The organism is Bacillus sp. 5w2, assembly GCF_054353775.1.
In genome coordinates, this window is the sequence record NZ_JBTIWT010000001.1 from 79,611 (window position 1) to 98,657 (window position 19,047).

At 33.1% G+C, this 19,047-nt stretch carries 18 protein-coding genes and 1 pseudogene; 2 read left to right on the plus strand and 17 right to left on the minus strand.

What is annotated here, in order from left to right; genetic code table 11:
• Positions 1 to 9: 9 nt before the first annotated feature.
• The 6 genes and pseudogenes from ACXY7N_RS00370 to ACXY7N_RS00395 all read right to left on the minus strand — a co-directional run bounded on the left by ACXY7N_RS00370 (position 10) and on the right by ACXY7N_RS00395 (position 7,031).
• Complete coding sequence (locus ACXY7N_RS00370) at positions 10 to 771, minus strand: ABC transporter ATP-binding protein (RefSeq protein ID WP_001033650.1); 762 nt, start codon at positions 769 to 771, stop codon at positions 10 to 12.
• Between the two features lie 12 nt (positions 772 to 783).
• Positions 784 to 3,123, minus strand: coding sequence for an ABC transporter permease (locus ACXY7N_RS00375; protein WP_353811320.1), 2,340 nt, complete (start codon positions 3,121 to 3,123; stop codon positions 784 to 786).
• Positions 3,124 to 3,129: 6 nt separating this feature from the next.
• Positions 3,130 to 4,376, minus strand: a pseudogene (locus ACXY7N_RS00380) (MFS transporter).
• Between the two features lie 61 nt (positions 4,377 to 4,437).
• The gene (locus ACXY7N_RS00385; protein ID WP_088084192.1) at positions 4,438 to 5,073 is read right to left on the minus strand and encodes a TetR/AcrR family transcriptional regulator; all 636 of its coding nucleotides are present in this window, start codon (positions 5,071 to 5,073) and stop codon (positions 4,438 to 4,440) included.
• A 249-nt stretch (positions 5,074 to 5,322) separates the two neighbouring features.
• On the minus strand, positions 5,323 to 6,687 hold the full coding sequence (locus tag ACXY7N_RS00390) for a DEAD/DEAH box helicase (RefSeq protein WP_088084193.1): 1,365 nt from the start codon (positions 6,685 to 6,687) through the stop codon (positions 5,323 to 5,325).
• 74 nt (positions 6,688 to 6,761) lie between these two features.
• Positions 6,762 to 7,031, minus strand: coding sequence for a hypothetical protein (locus ACXY7N_RS00395; RefSeq protein ID WP_088084194.1), 270 nt, complete (start codon positions 7,029 to 7,031; stop codon positions 6,762 to 6,764).
• Positions 7,032 to 7,060: 29 nt separating this feature from the next.
• Here ACXY7N_RS00395 and ACXY7N_RS00400 point away from each other — a divergent pair, with 29 nt between their 5' ends.
• A complete protein-coding gene (locus tag ACXY7N_RS00400) occupies positions 7,061 to 7,852 on the plus strand; it encodes a hypothetical protein (RefSeq protein ID WP_088084195.1) in 792 nt (263 codons plus the stop codon).
• 44 nt (positions 7,853 to 7,896) lie between these two features.
• Here ACXY7N_RS00400 and ACXY7N_RS00405 read toward each other — a convergent pair whose 3' ends face one another.
• A complete protein-coding gene (locus ACXY7N_RS00405) occupies positions 7,897 to 8,583 on the minus strand; it encodes an MBL fold metallo-hydrolase (RefSeq protein WP_088084196.1) in 687 nt (228 codons plus the stop codon).
• Positions 8,584 to 8,827: 244 nt separating this feature from the next.
• Between ACXY7N_RS00405 and ACXY7N_RS00410 the strand changes: the two genes are divergently transcribed.
• Entirely contained in the window at positions 8,828 to 9,157 is a 330-nt protein-coding gene (locus ACXY7N_RS00410) for a YkvA family protein (RefSeq protein ID WP_000415085.1), read from the plus strand.
• Positions 9,158 to 9,431: 274 nt separating this feature from the next.
• On the opposite strand, the gene ACXY7N_RS00415 is transcribed toward ACXY7N_RS00410, so the two are convergent.
• From ACXY7N_RS00415 to ACXY7N_RS00460, 10 genes are all read right to left on the minus strand, one after another.
• Positions 9,432 to 10,667: an MFS transporter gene (locus tag ACXY7N_RS00415; RefSeq protein WP_000021815.1), complete on the minus strand. Its 1,236-nt coding sequence runs from the start codon at positions 10,665 to 10,667 to the stop codon at positions 9,432 to 9,434.
• A gap of 141 nt (positions 10,668 to 10,808) precedes the next feature.
• The gene (locus ACXY7N_RS00420; RefSeq protein ID WP_001030891.1) at positions 10,809 to 11,279 is read right to left on the minus strand and encodes a MarR family transcriptional regulator; all 471 of its coding nucleotides are present in this window, start codon (positions 11,277 to 11,279) and stop codon (positions 10,809 to 10,811) included.
• A 241-nt stretch (positions 11,280 to 11,520) separates the two neighbouring features.
• Positions 11,521 to 12,522 carry a bifunctional threonine ammonia-lyase/L-serine ammonia-lyase TdcB gene (tdcB, locus tag ACXY7N_RS00425; protein WP_088084200.1) on the minus strand — a complete coding sequence of 334 codons (1,002 nt, stop codon included), beginning with the start codon at positions 12,520 to 12,522 and terminating at the stop codon, positions 11,521 to 11,523.
• Between the two features lie 106 nt (positions 12,523 to 12,628).
• Positions 12,629 to 14,212 (minus strand): aminotransferase class V-fold PLP-dependent enzyme, encoded by a 1,584-nt coding sequence (locus ACXY7N_RS00430; protein WP_016087866.1) that lies wholly within the window; start codon positions 14,210 to 14,212, stop codon positions 12,629 to 12,631.
• Between the two features lie 69 nt (positions 14,213 to 14,281).
• Positions 14,282 to 14,830, minus strand: coding sequence for a glycerol-3-phosphate 1-O-acyltransferase PlsY (plsY, locus tag ACXY7N_RS00435; protein ID WP_016087867.1), 549 nt, complete (start codon positions 14,828 to 14,830; stop codon positions 14,282 to 14,284).
• A gap of 134 nt (positions 14,831 to 14,964) precedes the next feature.
• Complete coding sequence (locus tag ACXY7N_RS00440; protein ID WP_098485730.1) at positions 14,965 to 15,864, minus strand: BadF/BadG/BcrA/BcrD ATPase family protein; 900 nt, start codon at positions 15,862 to 15,864, stop codon at positions 14,965 to 14,967.
• Positions 15,865 to 15,882: 18 nt separating this feature from the next.
• Positions 15,883 to 17,034, minus strand: a complete 1,152-nt coding sequence (anmK, locus tag ACXY7N_RS00445; RefSeq protein WP_098485729.1) for an anhydro-N-acetylmuramic acid kinase AnmK — start codon at positions 17,032 to 17,034, stop codon at positions 15,883 to 15,885.
• Between the two features lie 22 nt (positions 17,035 to 17,056).
• Positions 17,057 to 17,323: a hypothetical protein gene (locus ACXY7N_RS00450; RefSeq protein ID WP_016087870.1), complete on the minus strand. Its 267-nt coding sequence runs from the start codon at positions 17,321 to 17,323 to the stop codon at positions 17,057 to 17,059.
• 77 nt (positions 17,324 to 17,400) lie between these two features.
• Positions 17,401 to 18,684, minus strand: coding sequence for a PTS sugar transporter subunit IIC (locus ACXY7N_RS00455; RefSeq protein ID WP_097845050.1), 1,284 nt, complete (start codon positions 18,682 to 18,684; stop codon positions 17,401 to 17,403).
• A gap of 11 nt (positions 18,685 to 18,695) precedes the next feature.
• Positions 18,696 to 19,001 carry a PTS sugar transporter subunit IIB gene (locus ACXY7N_RS00460; RefSeq protein WP_016087872.1) on the minus strand — a complete coding sequence of 102 codons (306 nt, stop codon included), beginning with the start codon at positions 18,999 to 19,001 and terminating at the stop codon, positions 18,696 to 18,698.
• Positions 19,002 to 19,047 lie beyond the last annotated feature (46 nt).

Sequence of the window (19,047 nt, forward strand, 5' to 3'; positions counted from 1 at the left end):
TTTTTATCTTTAAAATCCAAGTACAGTTAACCATTTTAACAACTTCTCTTCTCGTGCTTTTAAATCATCGTTCCTAAGCTTACCTAACTGTATTTCACTAACAATTTCTCCGTCCACCATAAAAAGAACTCTTTCTGTTTTCGCTGCTACCTTTACATCATGAGTCACTAACATAACTGTAGTCCCATCACGGTTAATATTTAATAATATTTGCATTACTTCTTCTGTTGATTTTAAATTTAGAGCACCAGTTGGCTCATCTGCAAAAATAATATTCGGATTATTGATGAGTGCTCTACATATAGAGACCCTTTGTAATTGGCCTCCAGATGCTTCGGTTATATAATGAGACGCTATATCACTTATCTCCATTTTCTCCATTAGCTCCAGAGCACGCTTATTTACTATTTTCTTACTCTCACGTTTCGCTAAATAAGCGGACAAAATAATATTATCAAATAAATTCAAATTTCTAAGAAGATTGCTCTGCTGAAAAATAAATCCTATTTCAGTAAGGCGCAATGCGGCTAACGCTTCTTCTTTCATACATGATATTTCTTTCCTATCAACTTTCACACTTCCTGATGATATTTGATCCATTCCACTAATCGTATATAGTAACGTCGATTTCCCAGAACCCGAAGGCCCCATGACCGATACAAACTCTCCCTCATAAATCTCTAAATCTATATTTTTTAGCACATGATAAGTTGCATTTCCATCTATGGAATATTTTTTGTTTAATTGTTTAACTTCTAAAATTTTGTTCAAGTTACACACCCCCTACTCTCCATTTGGCTTTACATCGTTTGTCTGTTTCATAGTAAAACTACTGAAAAGTGTTGTTGCTGTCACAGATATAAATAATATAGCTGGACATATTACATAAGAAACGATAGGATTCACGACAAACTTTATATGAGCTGCTCCCATAAATGAGCCCAACCAACTTACTAACATCTCACCAAACGTAGCAGCTATAAATGTCCCTGTCACAATGCCTAATAATACAATGACAATAGAGCGTGTTATATACTGTATACGAATATCTTTGCTAGAAAAACCAATACTTTTCATTATTAATATTTGGGAGGAGTCTTTTGCCAATAACATTTTAAAAAACATTGCAGTAATTAAAACTGATATCAATATCGCAATCAAAATTGCCACTTGAGTTACAAGTCTTAATTGTTTAATTGTCTCTCCTAAAGTTTGCGTTAAATAATCATCCGTATCTGTTATTTTTGCTGAATGAAAATTGTGTTTATACTCCTTCACTTTTTCTTGCAAATCCACAGTAGGCTTCAAATCTACATTTACTACATACCATAATATATTTTCATTATTATAAGAAAAACTCGCTTTAGCTGTTTTCCCACCATTGGTTACATCTTGATACATACCACTAATAGTTAGCTTTTTCTCTTTCCCATCTACAAATAAAATGATTCTATCCCCTACATTCTTTTTTAATTCATTTGCGTTCATATAAGAAAGAGCAATTTCATTTTCGTTTTTTGGTGCCATACCTTGAATATAGTCTAATGGAAATTTAGTGAAATCTCCCACTTCTACATTTAAGTTTTCATGTGTACCATCAGCGTTTACCATTTTAAATGTACTCGTTACAAATGCTGCATATTTTTCTACTTCTGCATCATTTCGCAAATATGAAATAACATCCTTAAATCGTTTCTCTATATTTTCAGATTGCTGTAAATCTATTCGAATATCACTTTTTCCTGTTCCCATATAATTTACAAACTTCGGTGACTGAATCGTATATAAAAAGTTAACTGGTACAACAATCATGAGTACGGCTATTATGAAAACGATACTTAATACGCGATATAACTTAAATCTTTTTATAACATCTTGTATACCAATAAATATATTTACATTTTTAAATTTAGATCGATTGAGTGAAAAGGAGTTTCTAATCTTTCTTTTCCCTAGTTTATCTCTTGATCGTAAAGCATCTATTGCTGTAATCTCCCTAAAACTCCGCAAAATGATACGACAGAACAGGATAACGACTAAAAATAACAATGTTGTGATTATTAATGGCACAACATTGTGTAAAATACTTTTATCTGCCGCCCCCATATAAAGAGTGATATTAGAAGTGAATATCTTTGTAACAAATAGTGAAAGTATATATCCACATATACATCCACCAGCTGAAATAACAACATATTTTGTTACATATAGTTTTTGAATATCTTTACTTGTAATGCCGATAGCTTTCATAACACCAATTTCCCGATAATCTTCTTCCATCGAAGTAATGATCGTAAATCTAATACATAACATTGCGATTAACATTAATAATGCACTTATTATGATAAGTACGGCGGCTATTATTCCATCTGTTAATGAATTGAGTGTTTTAAAGAGTGCATACGTAATAGAGGGACCTTTTTGGGGTAAGTTCGATGACTGGTATAAATTTTCAAATTCATTTATTTTATCTACGTCTGTTAGCTGGAATTCAATAAGATATTCGCTTTCTCCAAAATTTCTTTTTATTCTTTCGAAATCTTCATTGCTTATTACAAACCGTTTTGAACTAACAATTGATGGATTCATTTGAACATCACGAACAAATGCTGAAATAGTAAATTCTAGTTCATTATTATTTTTAACAACCCATATTTTATCTCCCATACGCAAATTATATTTTTGCATATAATAAATGGGTATACCTATTTCCCCTTTCCTAACATCGACCACTTTATTATTTAAATCTAATAAAAAATCAAACTTACTATTTTGCTTAACGAAACTAATGTCCATTACACTATTATGTTCTGCGTGATTTTTCTTTTTAATAAAAATGTTAGATCCATTTATTTGAACCATCTCAGCCGTTTGCTGTTCTTTTACAAAAGGAGTTTTTGCTACAAATGAATCAATTGACTTTTGGTTTATTTCTCCGGCATGCATTTGTACGAAGTGAGGTGCGCTTGATACTTTAAACAATTGATCCATTGAGTTCAATAGATGTAAAACGCTACTTGAGGCACTAGCCATTAAAAGACTCGATAGCATGATAAACATAAATAAAATGGTAATTATCATTTTTTTTTGAGAGAAATCGCTTTTTAATATTCTCCTAATCATATGAAGCTAGTTCCCTTCATTCGATAATATTTTCTTCGTCACAACCGCTATTAATATCATTATGAAACTAATAGCTAATATAGGTAAATAAATTTTCATACTAAATTCTTCAACATAAAACCATAAACAACTTGCCCAATCGGTGCCATACATTGAGATACAGCTGTTATAATTGCCATTACTTTTCCTAAGTTTTCATTTGGTGTTTTCTTTTGAACTACAGTAATCACATAGATGGATACAATCGTCATGATCATTGCAATTAGAATAGAAGAAAGTATAAAGAGGATAAATGGTGGGTAGTTTCCTAAATTAAGAATAAATGGCGTAACTGATAGTGACATTGGTATTACTAATAAAGCTATTAAAATCATCCAGTAATACAATGTTTTCATCTGTAGCTTTTTCGCAAAAAAACTTATTGATAACGCACCTAAAATAGTTGCAAAATCGATCAATCCCATTCCGATTCCATATAACGTGTGGCTACTTTCCATTGTTACTCGTAGAATAATTGGAGCACCAACAACAAATAGCGGTGTTAGTATTAAATTTAGTAATGCGGCTAAAAGCATAGATTTCAAAATAAATGGTTGTTTTAAAACGTATACAAAGCCATCTTTCATATCCTTTACAATTGTCGGTATGATATGACTTTCTTGCGCTCTTTTTATAAAAGGTATTTTAATAAACATTTCTAAAATCGCAGATAAAAAGAAAGCAAGACAGCTTATTATTACGAGCATTTTCAAACCAATTATGCCGTACCATATTCCTCCTAATACAGGAGCAACTATATTAGATAATGCTTGCACACCATTTACGATACCGTTCGCTTGTTCTAACTTTTTTTCTGGAACTAATTGCGGAATACTTGCCATTACAACTGGTGAGTACATTGCACCAATGACTGCTAGTAAAAACATAATTGTTCCAATCAATAAAATAGATACAGATCCAGTAAATAACAAAACTATAAAGCTTATTACAATCGCAGCGTTTATAAAATCAAAAATAACCATTACATTACGACGATTGAAACGATCTGCTATCGCTCCGCCGAGAGGGGCTAGCAAAAACGGAATACTCGTTACCGCATATAATCCTGCGAATATATCAGCACGCCCTGTTATATCTAATACATATAAAGATAGGGCAAAACGTAAAAGTGTTGAACCCAAAATAGTAATAATTTGCCCACTAACCATTAAATAAAAATCTTTCATCGAAGGTTGTATACTAATAGACATCATAATCACATCCTTCCTTTAATTTAGACCGACTGTCGGTCTATAATAAACAAACAGAAAAATATTATTTCTGTTTCATTAAAACCTCCATCATATAATTAAAGGATCCTTCTTTCGCCCCAACAGATACTTCCATCATTTTGATATAAGCTTTGGCTCTTCTCATCATTTCTTCCGGTTTCCATTGAAATAACCCATCATCAAATATGACTTGCGCTGAGGAAATTAATAATTCAATCGTTTCCTGCGGGTATAGAGTAGAAAATATACCTTCTTCAATTCCTTGCTCTAAAACTTCTGCTAATACAGGAGATAAATGAATAATGGATTGTACTAAACTTTTTTGATGCATTTCTGCATTATTTGGTTGATGAAATTGCTCAATTATTTTATCTTTTATATCTCCTGATTTTGGCGATTGCTCCATCAAAACTCGAAATAACTTTTCTAATACTGGGGTATTTGGATTAGAGACGATTACTTTCGCTTTTGCAACATCTTCTTTAATAATCCTCATAATAATTTCATCCATTACTTCCTCTTTCGACTTAAAGTAATGATAAAACGTCCCCTTTGCTATCCCTATCTCTTTTAAAATGTCATTTACTGTTGTTTTCGTATAACCTTTCGTAATAAACAAACGTTCAGCAGTTTCTAAAATTTCCTTTCTACGCTCCTCATACTCCTTTACAATGCGCATTCACGTTCTCCTTCCCACTAGACCGACTGTCGGTCTAATTTAATTATATGTTTAGTGAGTAAAAAGTTTCCTACTATCGTACATATACAACAAACTACATTATATTTCCTTTATGTATTTTGAAAATCATTTTTCAATACGGTGAATGAAATTTTCGAAATTACTTCTTAGTATCGCTTATTCCTATATTGTTGTATAAAAACAAAAAAGAGCCGCAACGCTTTGCGGCTCTTTTAGAATAATAACTATTTAACGGCCACGTCTTTGCTGACCTTGTTTTGTACTACCTTTTTTATTACTTGGCTTATTAAATGATCGATTGTTATCATTTCTCGAACTATTTCTTGAATCACTTCTTGAGCTATTTCTCGAATCACGTCTTGATTCACTTCTTGAACCTTCACGGCTATCTCTTTGACGATATTGACCTGATTTCTTTGGAGCTGGCTTTGGTACCGGTTTTCCATTTTCATCTACACGTTTTATCTTCGGTTGTTCAATTATTTCTCTTTTCAGTGGTGCACCAAGCGTTTTTTCAATTTCTTCTAAATGTTTTTCATCTTTCGCTGCAACGAATGTAATTGCAAGACCTGATCCACCTGCACGTCCTGTTCGGCCAATGCGGTGAATATAACTTTCTACATCTTCAGGGATATCAAAGTTAAATACGTGCGTTACACCATCTACATCAAGTCCACGAGCTGCTACATCCGTTGCGATTAAGTACTGAATTTTAGCTTCGCGGAAACTCTTCATAACTCTTTCACGTTTCGCTTGAGGTATATCACCATGAAGTTCAGCACAATTATAACCTAGTCCTTTTAAATTATCATAAAGCTTACTTGCTCTAACCTTTGTACGACAGAAAATAACTGCTAAAAATGGCTGATCACGATCCATAACAAAACGAAGTGCATCTGGCTTTGCACGATCTGTCGTCTCAATGACACGCTGCTCAATTGTATCTACCGTTACTTCTTCACTTTGTACTTGAATCATTTGCGGCTCATCCATATAACGCTTCGCCAATTTTTTAATATCTTTTGGCATCGTTGCTGAGAATAACATCGTTTGTTTACTACCAGGTGTCTCATCTAAAATATCTTCAATATCATATAAGAAACCGAAATAAAGCATTTGATCTGCTTCATCTAGTACAATCGTTGAAATATCACTTAAATCAATTGTTTCACGTCGTATGTGATCTAATAATCGTCCTGGTGTTGCTACAACAATATGTGTATTACCTTTTAACTTTCTCAATTGTTGTGCTACATCTTGCCCACCATAAATCGCTAGTACATTAATATCTTCTCTTTGAACAAGCATTTTTTTAATTTCAGTTGTAATTTGCAGGGCTAGTTCCCTTGTTGGTGCAACAATTAAAGCCTGAACATCACTACACTCTGGATCGATTTTTTCTAAAATCGGTAACACGAATGCTAATGTTTTACCTGTTCCTGTTTTCGCTTGCCCAATAACATCTTTACCTGACATAATAACAGGAATTGCCTTCTCCTGAATCGGTGTTGCTTCTGTAATTCCATTTTCACGTAATGTATGATTAAAAGTTTCACTAATTCCTAATTCTAAAAAGTTTTTCAAATAGACCACTTCTTTTCCTTATTTTTCACATTAGCTTCCATTGTACCATTTGTTTCGCCAAATATGAAAAATAAAAAAAATTCTTATCTTCTTTTTTTATATTCATCGTGTACTAGGTGGACAAATTCTTTTTGTTTTTTCTCGGAATTTATTAATGCTTCCATGTTAGTAGAAGACAAAATGAATTTCTTAATTTTTCTATTACTCCAAATTAAACTTGTATACTTTGTATCTTCATGTAAATTTCGAAACCACCCAAATTCACTTAATTTTGCGATATGATGTCTTAATTTTATGTCATTTCGAGGATAAAAGGTAATTATGGCCATTATTACATCAAACAATAAACTCATCTTCTCCCCTCCTATACATATATATTTCAATGTTACGGAAATATAGTTACAGGGTGATAAAATTGACTACTACATTCATAAAGACTTTTTGCATATTTTTCTTACTATTTTTTCAATCCACCACAATTATAATGGCGAAATCTCAAACAGATGTAATCAGTGAATTCAAACATGCTTTACTCAAAAATGATAAAAAATTAATGCAGTCATATGTAACAGAAGGAGTTGAATTACCTGCTTTCCAAAAGGAAAAACCTATTCATGAAATTAAAATAGTACCATCTCCAAAAGAAGATACTACAATTCTTATTTCTTATTCCAAAGACACTGATAATGAATTTACTATCGGTTTCATTTTAGAAATAGTAACAAAAAACAATAAAATATCTCGCATTAATCAAATTTATAATGGAACCAATCCACTTATGAAAGAAGCTACTATCGTAAAAGAATATGAAATGAAGTGTAAGGAGCATATACTTACTCCTACAAAATTCCCGTTCGAAATTCACGAATTTCAAGGGTACATCTATAACGATTACTTAGACCTTCAATACTACAATGAAGATATGAATGGGATTTTTAAAATCACTGTTTCACCAGTTCAAAACAAATTAGGCTTCTATGTACATAGGGGCGCTACGTTCTACAGTTTAAAAAATAATATAAAAGCATTATATAATCCTCATTTTGATTTAGCATATGAACTTATCTTTCAGAAGAATGGTTTTCAATATACAATTGCAATTGGTAACAAACTATACATAAAAAGAAAATACAATGTTACTGATTTGATAAGAATTGCGGAATCTATGAATTAAAAACCCGATCTTTTTGATATAAGAAAGATCGGGTTTTTATTATTTTATATAATGAATTTCCCTCCATGATAGCAATAATACTTTACGGCTTTAAGATTTTTAATCCTCTTTAAAGACTCTTTTGCTTTTTCAATATCTAAACAAAAATTCGGATTAGCTATTACTAACTCACGATTCTCTTGAACCGCTGCATCTCCCGTAATTACACAGTTTAAATTCGGAAAATATAATGAAATATGCCCCGAAGTATGTCCTGGCGTTGCTATTATTTGACATTCATCATTCAAAATCATTTGGCCATCATATACTTTTTCATCGACAGAAATATGTCTTATATTTTTTAATTGTTGTATAAACCACTCACCAAATTCTTTCTCTTCAACTGGAATAAGTTGTAACATGTCTTCAGCTTGAACTAATCTCTCTGATTTTATATCACCATTAATGTAGTTAGATTCAATTTCACTAGCAATAATATTAACGTGAGGATATTTCACTTTGAAATCATATAAAGATCCTATATGATCGTCATCATAATGGGTAATAATTATATTTTTTAAGTTTTTCATCTCATATCCATGTTTTAATATTGCATTTTCAATTAAAGGTAAAAAACTTGGATATCCTGTATCGACTAACGTTAATTCATTATGTAATATAATTAAACTTGGATAAATACATTGTCTTACCCCGTTAAATTCGAATTCAATTGGTAGTTCTATTATTTTCATTTTTCTTCCCCCATACCCGTTATTCAATTTTTAATAATAAATACATCATCCACATATATTTTACTGTACATACTTATGTAACAAAACAATGTGAGTCATTACATAACCAACATTCTATTATTTTGAACAGGTAATTCCCTATTTTTATGGAATATACAATAAGAAAAACAATAAAATTGATTATTTCCCTACTTCTTTGTCTATCCTTTTAAAAAATCGATGTTTTTGTAAAAGGAGTGTTTATATGGAGAAACAGACACTTTGGAAAAAGTTCAAAAAAAGCTCTGTAAACCTCGGTAAATCCAGCGTATATGAAAGTATTATTTTATTCTACACAATGAAAAAGAAAGAATTACCTACTAAAGCGAAATTCATAATATTAGCCGCTTTATCTTATTACGTATTAACAATTGATTTCATTCCAGATATAGCTGCTATTATTGGGATCGGCTTATTAGATGATGTTTTAGCAATTGCTATAGCGCATAAATATGTGATGCGCCATGCGGATGCTGAAATTCGAGAGAAGAGCAAAGTAAAAATGGAGTCATTATTTACTTCAGCACAAGCATAATTAAACTATTTAGTCATTTACCTAGCTTTTTACTTTCAAAAAAGCTAACTTTAATTATTGATAGTTCTATTTAACCTTCACCATGAGATCATTACAGAATACATTCTTAATTTCTCTTAACTCTCGAGCCGTAAACAAATAGGGTGCCAGTACTTGTTCCTAAGTTCTGACACCCTATTATTTGTTCTTATATTTATCTGTTATACAATTCATTCAGGAAAGATTCCAATAGAGACATTCTTAAATAAAGAAAGACCATAATAGTGCAGATAGTTTATACAGTTGCATGCGTGCCCCTATACAAAACTGCTATTGCAACTACTATAAGAATCATCCCCATAAAAGCAGGTGCGGCATGACCAAGTGATACATAAATTTGCCCTCCAATAATTGGACCAATCATTCTTGCCAAAGCTTGAATAGATTGGCTTCCACCCTGAATCCTTCCTTGTTCACTAGAATCGACAGACTTTGAGAGCATCCCATTGAATGAAGGCCCGAAAATCGAGTCACCAAAACCAAACAGTAACATCCCAACGATTAAAAGAGGATATAGGGAAAACAAAGCAGATGCTGCAATAAAACTGTAGCCAATAATCTCCGAAACCATCCCAAGTATTGCTATTTGTTTATCACTAAGCTTGCCCACAAGCTTTGGCATTATAAAAGCTTGTGAAATGATGTCTTGAAAGCCCATAATTGAAAACATAAGTCCGATTAGTGCAGGCTTCCAGCTAAAAGTATCCATCGTAAATTGTGTGAAAATTGCTTGTAAAGATCCGTTAGGTATCCAAAGTAAAAACGCTGAGACGAGTAACCATTTTAAATGTTTCATAGAAAGTATGTTTGCAAGTTGTACAAAAGGATTTAACCTTACAAAAGTAATCTCTTTTAACCTATTATTTTTGTCAAGACTCTCAGGCATATATTTCATCCCATATAATACATTGAATAAAGTTATGAGCGCTCCAAAATATAAAGGTACAGAATGACCAAACTTTGCAAGTAATCCCCCAAGAGTTGGGCCAATGATGGTTCCTACACCTACCACCGCACTTACCCATCCAAAGTATTTCGTTCTCTGTTCTGGCGGAATGATATCTGCAAAATATGCGAAAATTGTACTGATACTCCCGCCTGTTATACCTTCTATTATGCGTCCAGCAAATAGTACCCATAAGGCCCCTCCTATACCAAAAACTAAGTACCCGAGTGCAGAACCGAAAAGGCATATTAAAAGTAATGGACGACGACCATATTTATCGCTTAAAGCCCCGAGTGCAGGAGCAGCAAAAAACACGCAAACCGCATAAACAGAGGTCAGTAGCGTAACAACTAGAGCCTGTTCTTCCGGACTACTTATATAAGGCTGCACTAAGAATGGCACTACAGGCATAATGATACTGAACCCTATACCACAAAGAAATACAGAAATAAGCCCGAATATTAAAGCATGTTTATCTATGTTTTTTTCAGTTTCCTTTTCATTTTGTGATCTAAATATAGACATTTAACTTCTCTCCTCAAAACTTTTTGTTGCTGTGTCAACAAAATAATAACTCCATTTTGTTGATTAGTCAACAAAAAAACAATAATAAAAAGGTAGCCTCTTCTCATACGAGTAAGGCTACCTTTTTATTATTTAAATTTATTACGACTTAATATGTATACCTTGTTTCTTTATTTCTGCATCCAAATGCCTACTATATTTTTCCACGAAGCTAATTATACTGTCGAATTCTGCCTCGGTTACTTGCTCAAATACAACTTTATCCCGCTCTTGAAACTCTTTGTGCAAGTCTTCATGGATTTTATAAATTTCTTTCCCCTGTTCAGTAAGCCTAAAATAGATCTCTTTTTTATTCTCTGACTTTTGGTAGCTTTCAATAAGGCCTTTTTTTATGAGCTTCTTAGTCATCCTACTTATAGCACCGCGAGTTACATAAAAAGCCTCTGCAAGTTGTGTCACGTTAGAATCTGCATTGTTTTCAATATGTTCAATACAATGTACCTCAGAAGACTTAAACCCTTTAAGACCTTCTTCCATTTTATCCTTATTAAGCCAAACCATCTTATTATATAAGTCCCTGAAACCGTTCATGACCTGTTCTTCCTTATTCATGGCCTATCCTCCTAACCGCTCATTCATACATTAAAACCATTATATTAAATTTCTGTTCCCGTTTCGACAATATTGATATAATTATTTGAGTTATCTATGAAAATAGACGATTAAATAAAATAATTCACGAAACAACAAATAATGCAAGTGTATTACAACTTGTACTACACAGTAGACAAAAAGTAAGAGCTAAGATAATTTCTCTTAGCTCTTACTTCATAAAATTAATATTTTTAAGATACTATTTCACTTCATTCGCTACAAAAAACTGTTCACAAACACTCGAAATACGCTGTAAGTCTACGTTTCCACCAGATATAACCGCTACTACTTTTTTCCCTTTGATATATGGATCCACTTTCCCTGCAAGTAGAGCAGCAGTAGCTAATGCGCCTGCACCTTCTACAACAGCTTTACCTCGCTGTAATAAGTCTTTCATCGCTACTTCTAATTCACCTTCTGATACTGTGACAATATCATCTACTAATTCTTTTACAACTTCAAAAGTTAAATTGCCCGGTATTTTAACCGCACAACCATCTGCTATAGTAGGTGCCTCATAATGTTCTACAATTGTACCTTTGTCATAAGATGCCTTCATTCCATGAACATTATCTGCTTGGACACCAATTATATGAATGGATGGATTAAAAGATTTTAATGCAACAGCAATACCAGAAATAATTCCACCTCCACCAATTGGTACAATGACAGTATCAACATCCCACATATCATCAAGAATATCTAATCCTATTGTACCTTGACCAGCCATTACTTCTACATCATCATATGGATGTAAGTATGTTTCACCTGTTTCCCTAATAATCTCTTCACATTTTGTCTTCGCATCATCAAAGGTTTCACCATGTAAAACCACTTCTGATCCATATCCTTTAGTTGCATCAACTTTCGCCTGAGGTGCAGAAATCGGCATAACAATTTTACTCTTAATACCGAGTAAATGAGCAGATAAAGCAATTCCTTGCGCATGATTACCTGCTGAACATGCAATAACTCCTCTTTCTTTTTCTTCGTCTGTAAGCTGTGACATTTTATTAAATGCGCCACGGAATTTAAAAGAACCCGTTAATTGCATATTTTCTAATTTCAAATGAATTTCTCCGCCTGTTTTACTAGTCAAATAAAAAGATTTCACTAATGGAGTTTTACGAGCATTTCTGTCTAGAATGTTTTGAGCTTTTTTAATGTCTGCTATATGTAATGGTAGTTTTTTAGTTATCATACTAACACCCCTTCTAATGATTTATAATTTACTGATTGTCTCATTCCTAAGTTTTCGTAGGCAATTACTCCTTTATACGCAACCAACCCTGTTAAAAAATCATTCCTCATATATATACGCTATTCTTTAAAGTACACAAATGCAAACAATTCAACATCCTCTTCATATCACGTTCTTTATAATGATTCAGGCATGCAATTTGGATCCAATTATTCTTTTGTAAATACGCTGATTCATAATGGACAATATATCCTTGTAACGCTAACGCATCACCTACTACTTTAGAAGAAAGACCTTCGTTTAATTGAATAGTAAGTATAATTGGCGCAGCATGTTCTTTAGGTGAAACAAGGTTTAAACCCATAGTGGTAATAACTTCTTCCATATAATCATATGTCTCATTTATTTTTACAAATGCTTTTTCATCTTCAAATTTCTTCAACGCTTCCTGCAATGCATAAATTAAATTCCATGAATGAGAATATGGAATACTTTCATTTTCTCCGTACATGCCTATGTCCATATAGGCTGGTAATGTCTCGTTTACTTTCACATTATGATTATGAAAAACGAAAGATAATCCAGTAAACGATTTAATTGCTTTTCCACTAACACCACTTGCAAAATATACACCCTTTAAATCTATCGGTATCGCTCCAATTGAACTGATACAATCTACACATAGTTTCACTTTATACTTTTCACAGAAAACATTTAGTTCGTCTAAATCATTTAACATTCCGGTTGATGTTTCATGGTGAACAAACCAAAGCCATTCATAATTTCCAGTTTTCATTATTTTTTCTAATTCTGTATAAATAAACGGTTCTCCCATTTCTTTTTTATACGTATCAAAATGTAATTGCGCGCGTGCTGCGTGTCCAACTAATCTATTTCCAAATTCCCCATTTGTTAATACGAGTCCTTTCCCTTTTAAAGAACGCAACTGTAAAGCAATGGCATCATTTGATAACGTCCCTGTTCCTAACATGATTTGCACACGTTTTGCTTTTGTCATTTGCAGTAAACGTTTTTTCACATTTTCAATTGTTACTTGAAATGACTTAGAACGATGCGAAATAGGCTTAGTAGAAAATGCCTTTCGAACATTCTCTTCAATATCTACTGGACCAGGTAAAAACGTATATTCTTTCGTCATAATCCCTCCAACACTCGACTCTTCAAACATAGCGGGGGTAACATACATTGGCTGGAAGGCTGCTTCTTCTGTACCAACTAACTTATGGAAAGTTTTGAATCCCATTTGCTCATATAAAGGTAGCTCACGTGTTGTAGCAGAAATGAGTGCCAATTCATATCCATTTAGAAGCAAATAACGATGTAAAAAGCGAATTAAACCTAACAACGCTCTTCCATTTCGATATTCACGTTCTACTGAAAGCAAACGAATTTCATATACGTTTTCTCCATGTTCTTGCAAATAAAAATCTAGATTTGAAATTTTATAATCTAACGAGAATGGTCGTTTTCCCCGCAATGCGACCATACCGACTAACTTATCGTCATCTAAACAAATTAAATATGTATTTTCTTCATGAAAACGATCTATACGAACACGCTCTTTCGTTTCTTCATGTTGCGGAATTTCTTCTACAAATGTTTTATAATTCAATTTATGTATACTTTCAAATTCCCAATCTTGATCAGCAACCTTATAAATTAACCCCATGTTCTATCTCCTTTATGCATTTAATAAAAATTATAAGTGGAGATTAACTCCACTTATTAAAAGTTCATTTCATTCTCGATTTACATATAAAATAAGTACAATTATAAGAGCACTTAAAATAGTCGTAACAATAGAGTAAGAATACAAAATTATGCAAATTGGTAAACAAGCAATTGTAATTAACCCTGGCTTAGTAAATCCTTTAAAGATTAAATAAAATATAATGAAAACAGCAACAAGTGTAAGCGCTATCAAATAATCAAATGCGATTAATCCTCCAATAAATGTTGAAATGCCTTTTCCGCCCTTGCCTTTAAATACAATTGGGTAAATATGTCCAAGTAAAACAGCTAGTAAAGCTAACATTACAAAAGTAGAATCTTCAAAAAGATATTTTGCAATAGAAACTACGATTGCCCCTTTAATTGCATCACCTAAAAATGTAGCGACGAAATACCCTTTTCCATATACGCGCCCCATATTTCTTGCGCCAGGATTCCCACTTCCTTCATCCCGAATATCAACGTTATGTCTCCATTTTGTTACTATATAAGCGGTCAATATGTTTCCAAATAAATAAGAAGCCACCAAATACAAAAACTGCATACTATTAATCATGTAATCATTCACTTTCTACATGGGAGTACTTATACAATATTCAATGACTATGTATATTGTACTTTTCTTGCTTTAGATCCCTTCGTATATTTTAACATCATTTTTTTACAAATCATACAAAAATTCACATACAACTATTTTTTAAAATATATATTCTTCATTAAATAATATGCTCCTTTCGCAGCTGGTTCTGATTGTGATAAAAATGTAACTTCTCCTATACTCTTCTCACAGCATTTCTTAAATTCAGCATATATTTCAGGAACGAAACACAATATGCTGCCACTTACTGCAATTGAAGTTGGGTGCTTAAATTTCAGCTTGTTATAAACATTTACTGTAATCCTAGCTAATTCCTTTCCAGTTTGCATCATAATTTCATGTGCATCATCATTCCCATTTCTCGCTTTCTCAATAATGAATGGTGCAATTGCTGCCACTTTATCTTTTGAAGAAATATATACTAGACTTTTTATATGAGACGGTGTCAAAAGTTGAAACTCGTCTTGAATACTTAAGCTTAATGGGCAAAGTGGAACTCCTTGATCAAATTGATTTGCCATTCTCTTTAAACCTTGTAATGCAATCCAATATCCGCTTCCTTCATCTCCTAAAATATGTCCCCATCCACCGCTATACCCGTACACTTCTCCCTTCTTTCCTAGACAAATCGCACCTGTACCACCAATCGTTAAAATTCCCTCCTTCCCTTTTAAAGCCGCTGCATGTGCGATCATTGCGTCATTATAAACTTCAATTTGTGTTCCGTACTTCTTTTTTAGACGAAATGTTAATTCATTTGTATTTGCTCCACTTGCACCCGCTAATCCTAAACAAACACAAACGCAATTCCCATTTAATAAACCTTTCTGGCATTGATCAATCGCTTCCATAATATGGAAAAGCGCTTCTTCAAAATCTATTAATATGTTTCCAAATCCACTTGTAGCTCTTACAAGTTCGTTTCCATCTTTATCAAATGCAATTGCTTCTGTCTTTGTTCCCCCGCCGTCTACTCCAATCATATACTTCATATGTTCGCCTCATTTTCATCATCTTATTGGAGGGAATGTGATATTCCCTAAAACTACAGATTGCTTTGCACCTGTTGCACTTGGCACATTACTCGGATTACGATGATGTGTTTCGTTTGCTAAAATTGCAAAGGCGATTGCTTCTTTCGCCTCTGAAGAATAGCCTATATCTTCTTGAATGAATATTGTGCACTTTTCTTCCTTCAATCCATACCGTATCATTTCAACAAGTGTACAATTATAACTGCCACCACCACCTAAAATCACCTCATCGATTTCATAATATGGCAGAATAAACTCATGATAATGATGAACAATCGATCTTGCTGTAAACATTGTGACAGTCGTCAATATATTTTCTTTACTATGCTTTTCAAACCGCTTCAATAACTCACTTACAAATTCTTCTCCAAACTGTTCTCTACCAGTTGATTTTGGTGGATTCATTGTCAAAAATGAATGGTTCATACAATATGTCAAAATTTCATCTACAACTACTCCCTGTTTTGCAATCTTACCATTTTGATCATATGGCAACTGAAATAACCTTTGACATACTTCATCAATTATCATATTGCCTGGACCAGTATCAAAAGCTATTACGCTCTTATCACTTCGGTGATTTGGTATTACTGTTACATTACCGATCCCGCCAATATTTTGTAGTAGTCTATTTTTAGTTGGATGACGATACAAAATAATCTCTGAATATGGTACAAGTGGTGCACCTTGTCCCCCTGCTGCCATATCCATCGTTCGAAAATTAGAGATAACCGTCGTGTTCGTTTCATATGCTATAACTGCTGCTTCTCCAATTTGCAATGTGGAAGGAATCAAATTACCATTTTGCTTTGGCTGATGATAAATCGTTTGTCCGTGAGAACCTATTAAATCTAATTGTTTCAAAGAAAAATTGGCCTCTTTACAAACTTCCTTTACAGCATTGGCAAAACATAAACCGAGCTTGAAATTTAAACTGCATATAAGTTGGACATTTGAATTTTCTATTGATAATGATTGTTGTATTTCATTTTTTGTATCATTACAAAATGGAACAGTAGTAAAATGGATAAGTTTGACCTTAGACTCTACACCACTCCCTTCTATATGAACGAGTGCTAGATCTATACCGTCTAACGATGTACCTGACATTATGCCTACAATATACATAACATGCATGACTTCCTATTTACTAAAAAACAATCATGTAAGTTACAAACGTACAACCGATCGAAAATAATATGAATCTAAAAAACAACTGAACTTTCGATGTGAACGATCCATCAATGAAAGAAACAACTACTGTAAGCAAAATACTTGCCGCAATGCTTGTAACGAGCCATATACTATGCATTTGTGATAAATGTAGCATTCTTAATAAAGGTACAAAAAGTAAATTTGCACATATCACTCCAAATAATAATAAAGATACACCTTTATAACTAAATTTTATATTCATTCCATTTCACCCTCTCTGAACTTCATGTGAAAGAAGTGATAGACAACATGCCTATCACTCAAAATAAAATATAAAACTTACGGATTAACAGATTCTCCATCACCATTTTTCTCAATTTCAAGCATGTTTTTGTCGTACATTTTAAAGAATGGTAAATAAATAAGGAATGATATTGTTATGTTTATAAATACGAGTACAATCGCTCTCCAATCCCCACCTGTTGCTAAATATGCACCAATTGGAGCTGGTAATGTCCATGGAGGCATTATATGTGTTGGTGTAACAAACCCCATCGCAGTTGCTGAGTATGCAATAGTTGCTGTTACTAGTGGTGTAATGATAAATGGGATAATTAATATTGGGTTTAGTACAATTGGCAATCCAAAAATAACAGGTTCATTAATATTAAAAATACCAGGCACAATACAAGTTCTTGATAATGCCTTCGAATATTTTGATCGACCAAATACAATCATAGCTAATACAAGCCCTAACGTCGCACCAGAACCACCAATCCATATAAACCATTGGTATAATGGTTCTGGTGAAATGAATGGTAACTGATTTGCGCCACTAGCAACTGCTTCACCATTTTTCCCTAAATATACTTCCCATAATGGCCGGGCAACAGTTCCAACAACTGACACACCATGAATTCCGAATGACCAAAAAAATGTAATTAAAAATACTGGAATGATTACACCGAAGTAACTATCACCAGCTTTTACTAACGGTGCCGCTAATTTATCAACTACATGATGTAAATCAATACTAAAAACGACAGTTACTAGACTCATTAAAATAATAACGAATGCAGCAGGTATAAGTGCTTCAAACGAACGTGAAACAGACGGCGGTACTTGTTCTGGCATTTTAATCATTACATTTTTCGTCTTACAAAATCTTAAAATCTCAACTGATAAAATAGAAACAATCATCGTCACGAATAATCCATGACCACCGAGATTTGTCATCGGAAGCATAAACCCTTTTTTATCAATTAATTCAGGCGTTAATGTTAATAGTAATGAACATACTGCAAGCTGTGCTCCTGATAAAGCATCTAGCTTATAACTTTTCGCTAAATTATATCCTATTCCAAATGCTATATATAAAGACATAATAAACATCGTTAAACGATATGGTATTAATATACTGGTTTGATTCTTTAATGCCCAAACGGATATGAAACTATCTTTCGGTAAAGGTGGAAATGCTACGATTAAAAAGAAACTTCCTACAATAATAAATGGCAAAGCTGAAATAACTCCATCACGGATTGCTTGTAAATGCCTTTGCTCAGAAAGCCTTGCCATCGGTCCAGATAAGTTTTTATCAAGAAACGTGACAAACTTATTCATAACACTTCCCCCTAACTAATTAAATCATTTACAGTTTTTAATAAAGTCGATCCACCAAGCGGCGTATATGCTTGCGGCGGTATGATACCGCATGGAATAGATTCCTCTTCTGCAAATTTTTTTACAGAGTCAAATCGATGTCTTACTTGAGGTGCAACCATTACAACATCCCAACCATTCTTTACTTCTTCCTCTACCTCACTTGTTCCAATTGCATGGACTTCCATGTTCATACCTTTTTTCTCCGCCTCTTTTTTTAAAGCGTTTACAACAATTGCGCTGGACATCCCTCCAGAACAAACGAATAAAACCTTCATTTATTAATCCTCCTATACTTATAATTTATCCCCTTCGAATGAAAGG

What these genes read in the sequence shown, in the direction of transcription:
- ACXY7N_RS00375 (WP_353811320.1), bottom strand. Translation starts at nt 3,123, where the DNA reads ATGATTAGGAGAATATTAAAAAGCGATTTCTCTCAAAAAAAAATGATA.
- ACXY7N_RS00385 (WP_088084192.1), bottom strand. Translation starts at nt 5,073, where the DNA reads ATGCGCATTGTAAAGGAGTATGAGGAGCGTAGAAAGGAAATTTTAGAA.
- ACXY7N_RS00395 (WP_088084194.1), bottom strand. Translation starts at nt 7,031, where the DNA reads ATGAGTTTATTGTTTGATGTAATAATGGCCATAATTACCTTTTATCCT.
- ACXY7N_RS00400 (WP_088084195.1), top strand. Translation starts at nt 7,061, where the DNA reads ATGTTACGGAAATATAGTTACAGGGTGATAAAATTGACTACTACATTC.
- ACXY7N_RS00405 (WP_088084196.1), bottom strand. Translation starts at nt 8,583, where the DNA reads ATGAAAATAATAGAACTACCAATTGAATTCGAATTTAACGGGGTAAGA.
- ACXY7N_RS00410 (WP_000415085.1), top strand. Translation starts at nt 8,828, where the DNA reads ATGGAGAAACAGACACTTTGGAAAAAGTTCAAAAAAAGCTCTGTAAAC.
- ACXY7N_RS00415 (WP_000021815.1), bottom strand. Translation starts at nt 10,667, where the DNA reads ATGTCTATATTTAGATCACAAAATGAAAAGGAAACTGAAAAAAACATA.
- ACXY7N_RS00420 (WP_001030891.1), bottom strand. Translation starts at nt 11,279, where the DNA reads ATGAATAAGGAAGAACAGGTCATGAACGGTTTCAGGGACTTATATAAT.
- tdcB (WP_088084200.1), bottom strand. Translation starts at nt 12,522, where the DNA reads ATGATAACTAAAAAACTACCATTACATATAGCAGACATTAAAAAAGCT.
- ACXY7N_RS00430 (WP_016087866.1), bottom strand. Translation starts at nt 14,212, where the DNA reads ATGGGGTTAATTTATAAGGTTGCTGATCAAGATTGGGAATTTGAAAGT.
- plsY (WP_016087867.1), bottom strand. Translation starts at nt 14,830, where the DNA reads ATGATTAATAGTATGCAGTTTTTGTATTTGGTGGCTTCTTATTTATTT.
- ACXY7N_RS00440 (WP_098485730.1), bottom strand. Translation starts at nt 15,864, where the DNA reads ATGAAGTATATGATTGGAGTAGACGGCGGGGGAACAAAGACAGAAGCA.
- anmK (WP_098485729.1), bottom strand. Translation starts at nt 17,034, where the DNA reads ATGTATATTGTAGGCATAATGTCAGGTACATCGTTAGACGGTATAGAT.
- ACXY7N_RS00450 (WP_016087870.1), bottom strand. Translation starts at nt 17,323, where the DNA reads ATGAATATAAAATTTAGTTATAAAGGTGTATCTTTATTATTATTTGGA.
- ACXY7N_RS00455 (WP_097845050.1), bottom strand. Translation starts at nt 18,684, where the DNA reads ATGAATAAGTTTGTCACGTTTCTTGATAAAAACTTATCTGGACCGATG.
- ACXY7N_RS00460 (WP_016087872.1), bottom strand. Translation starts at nt 19,001, where the DNA reads ATGAAGGTTTTATTCGTTTGTTCTGGAGGGATGTCCAGCGCAATTGTT.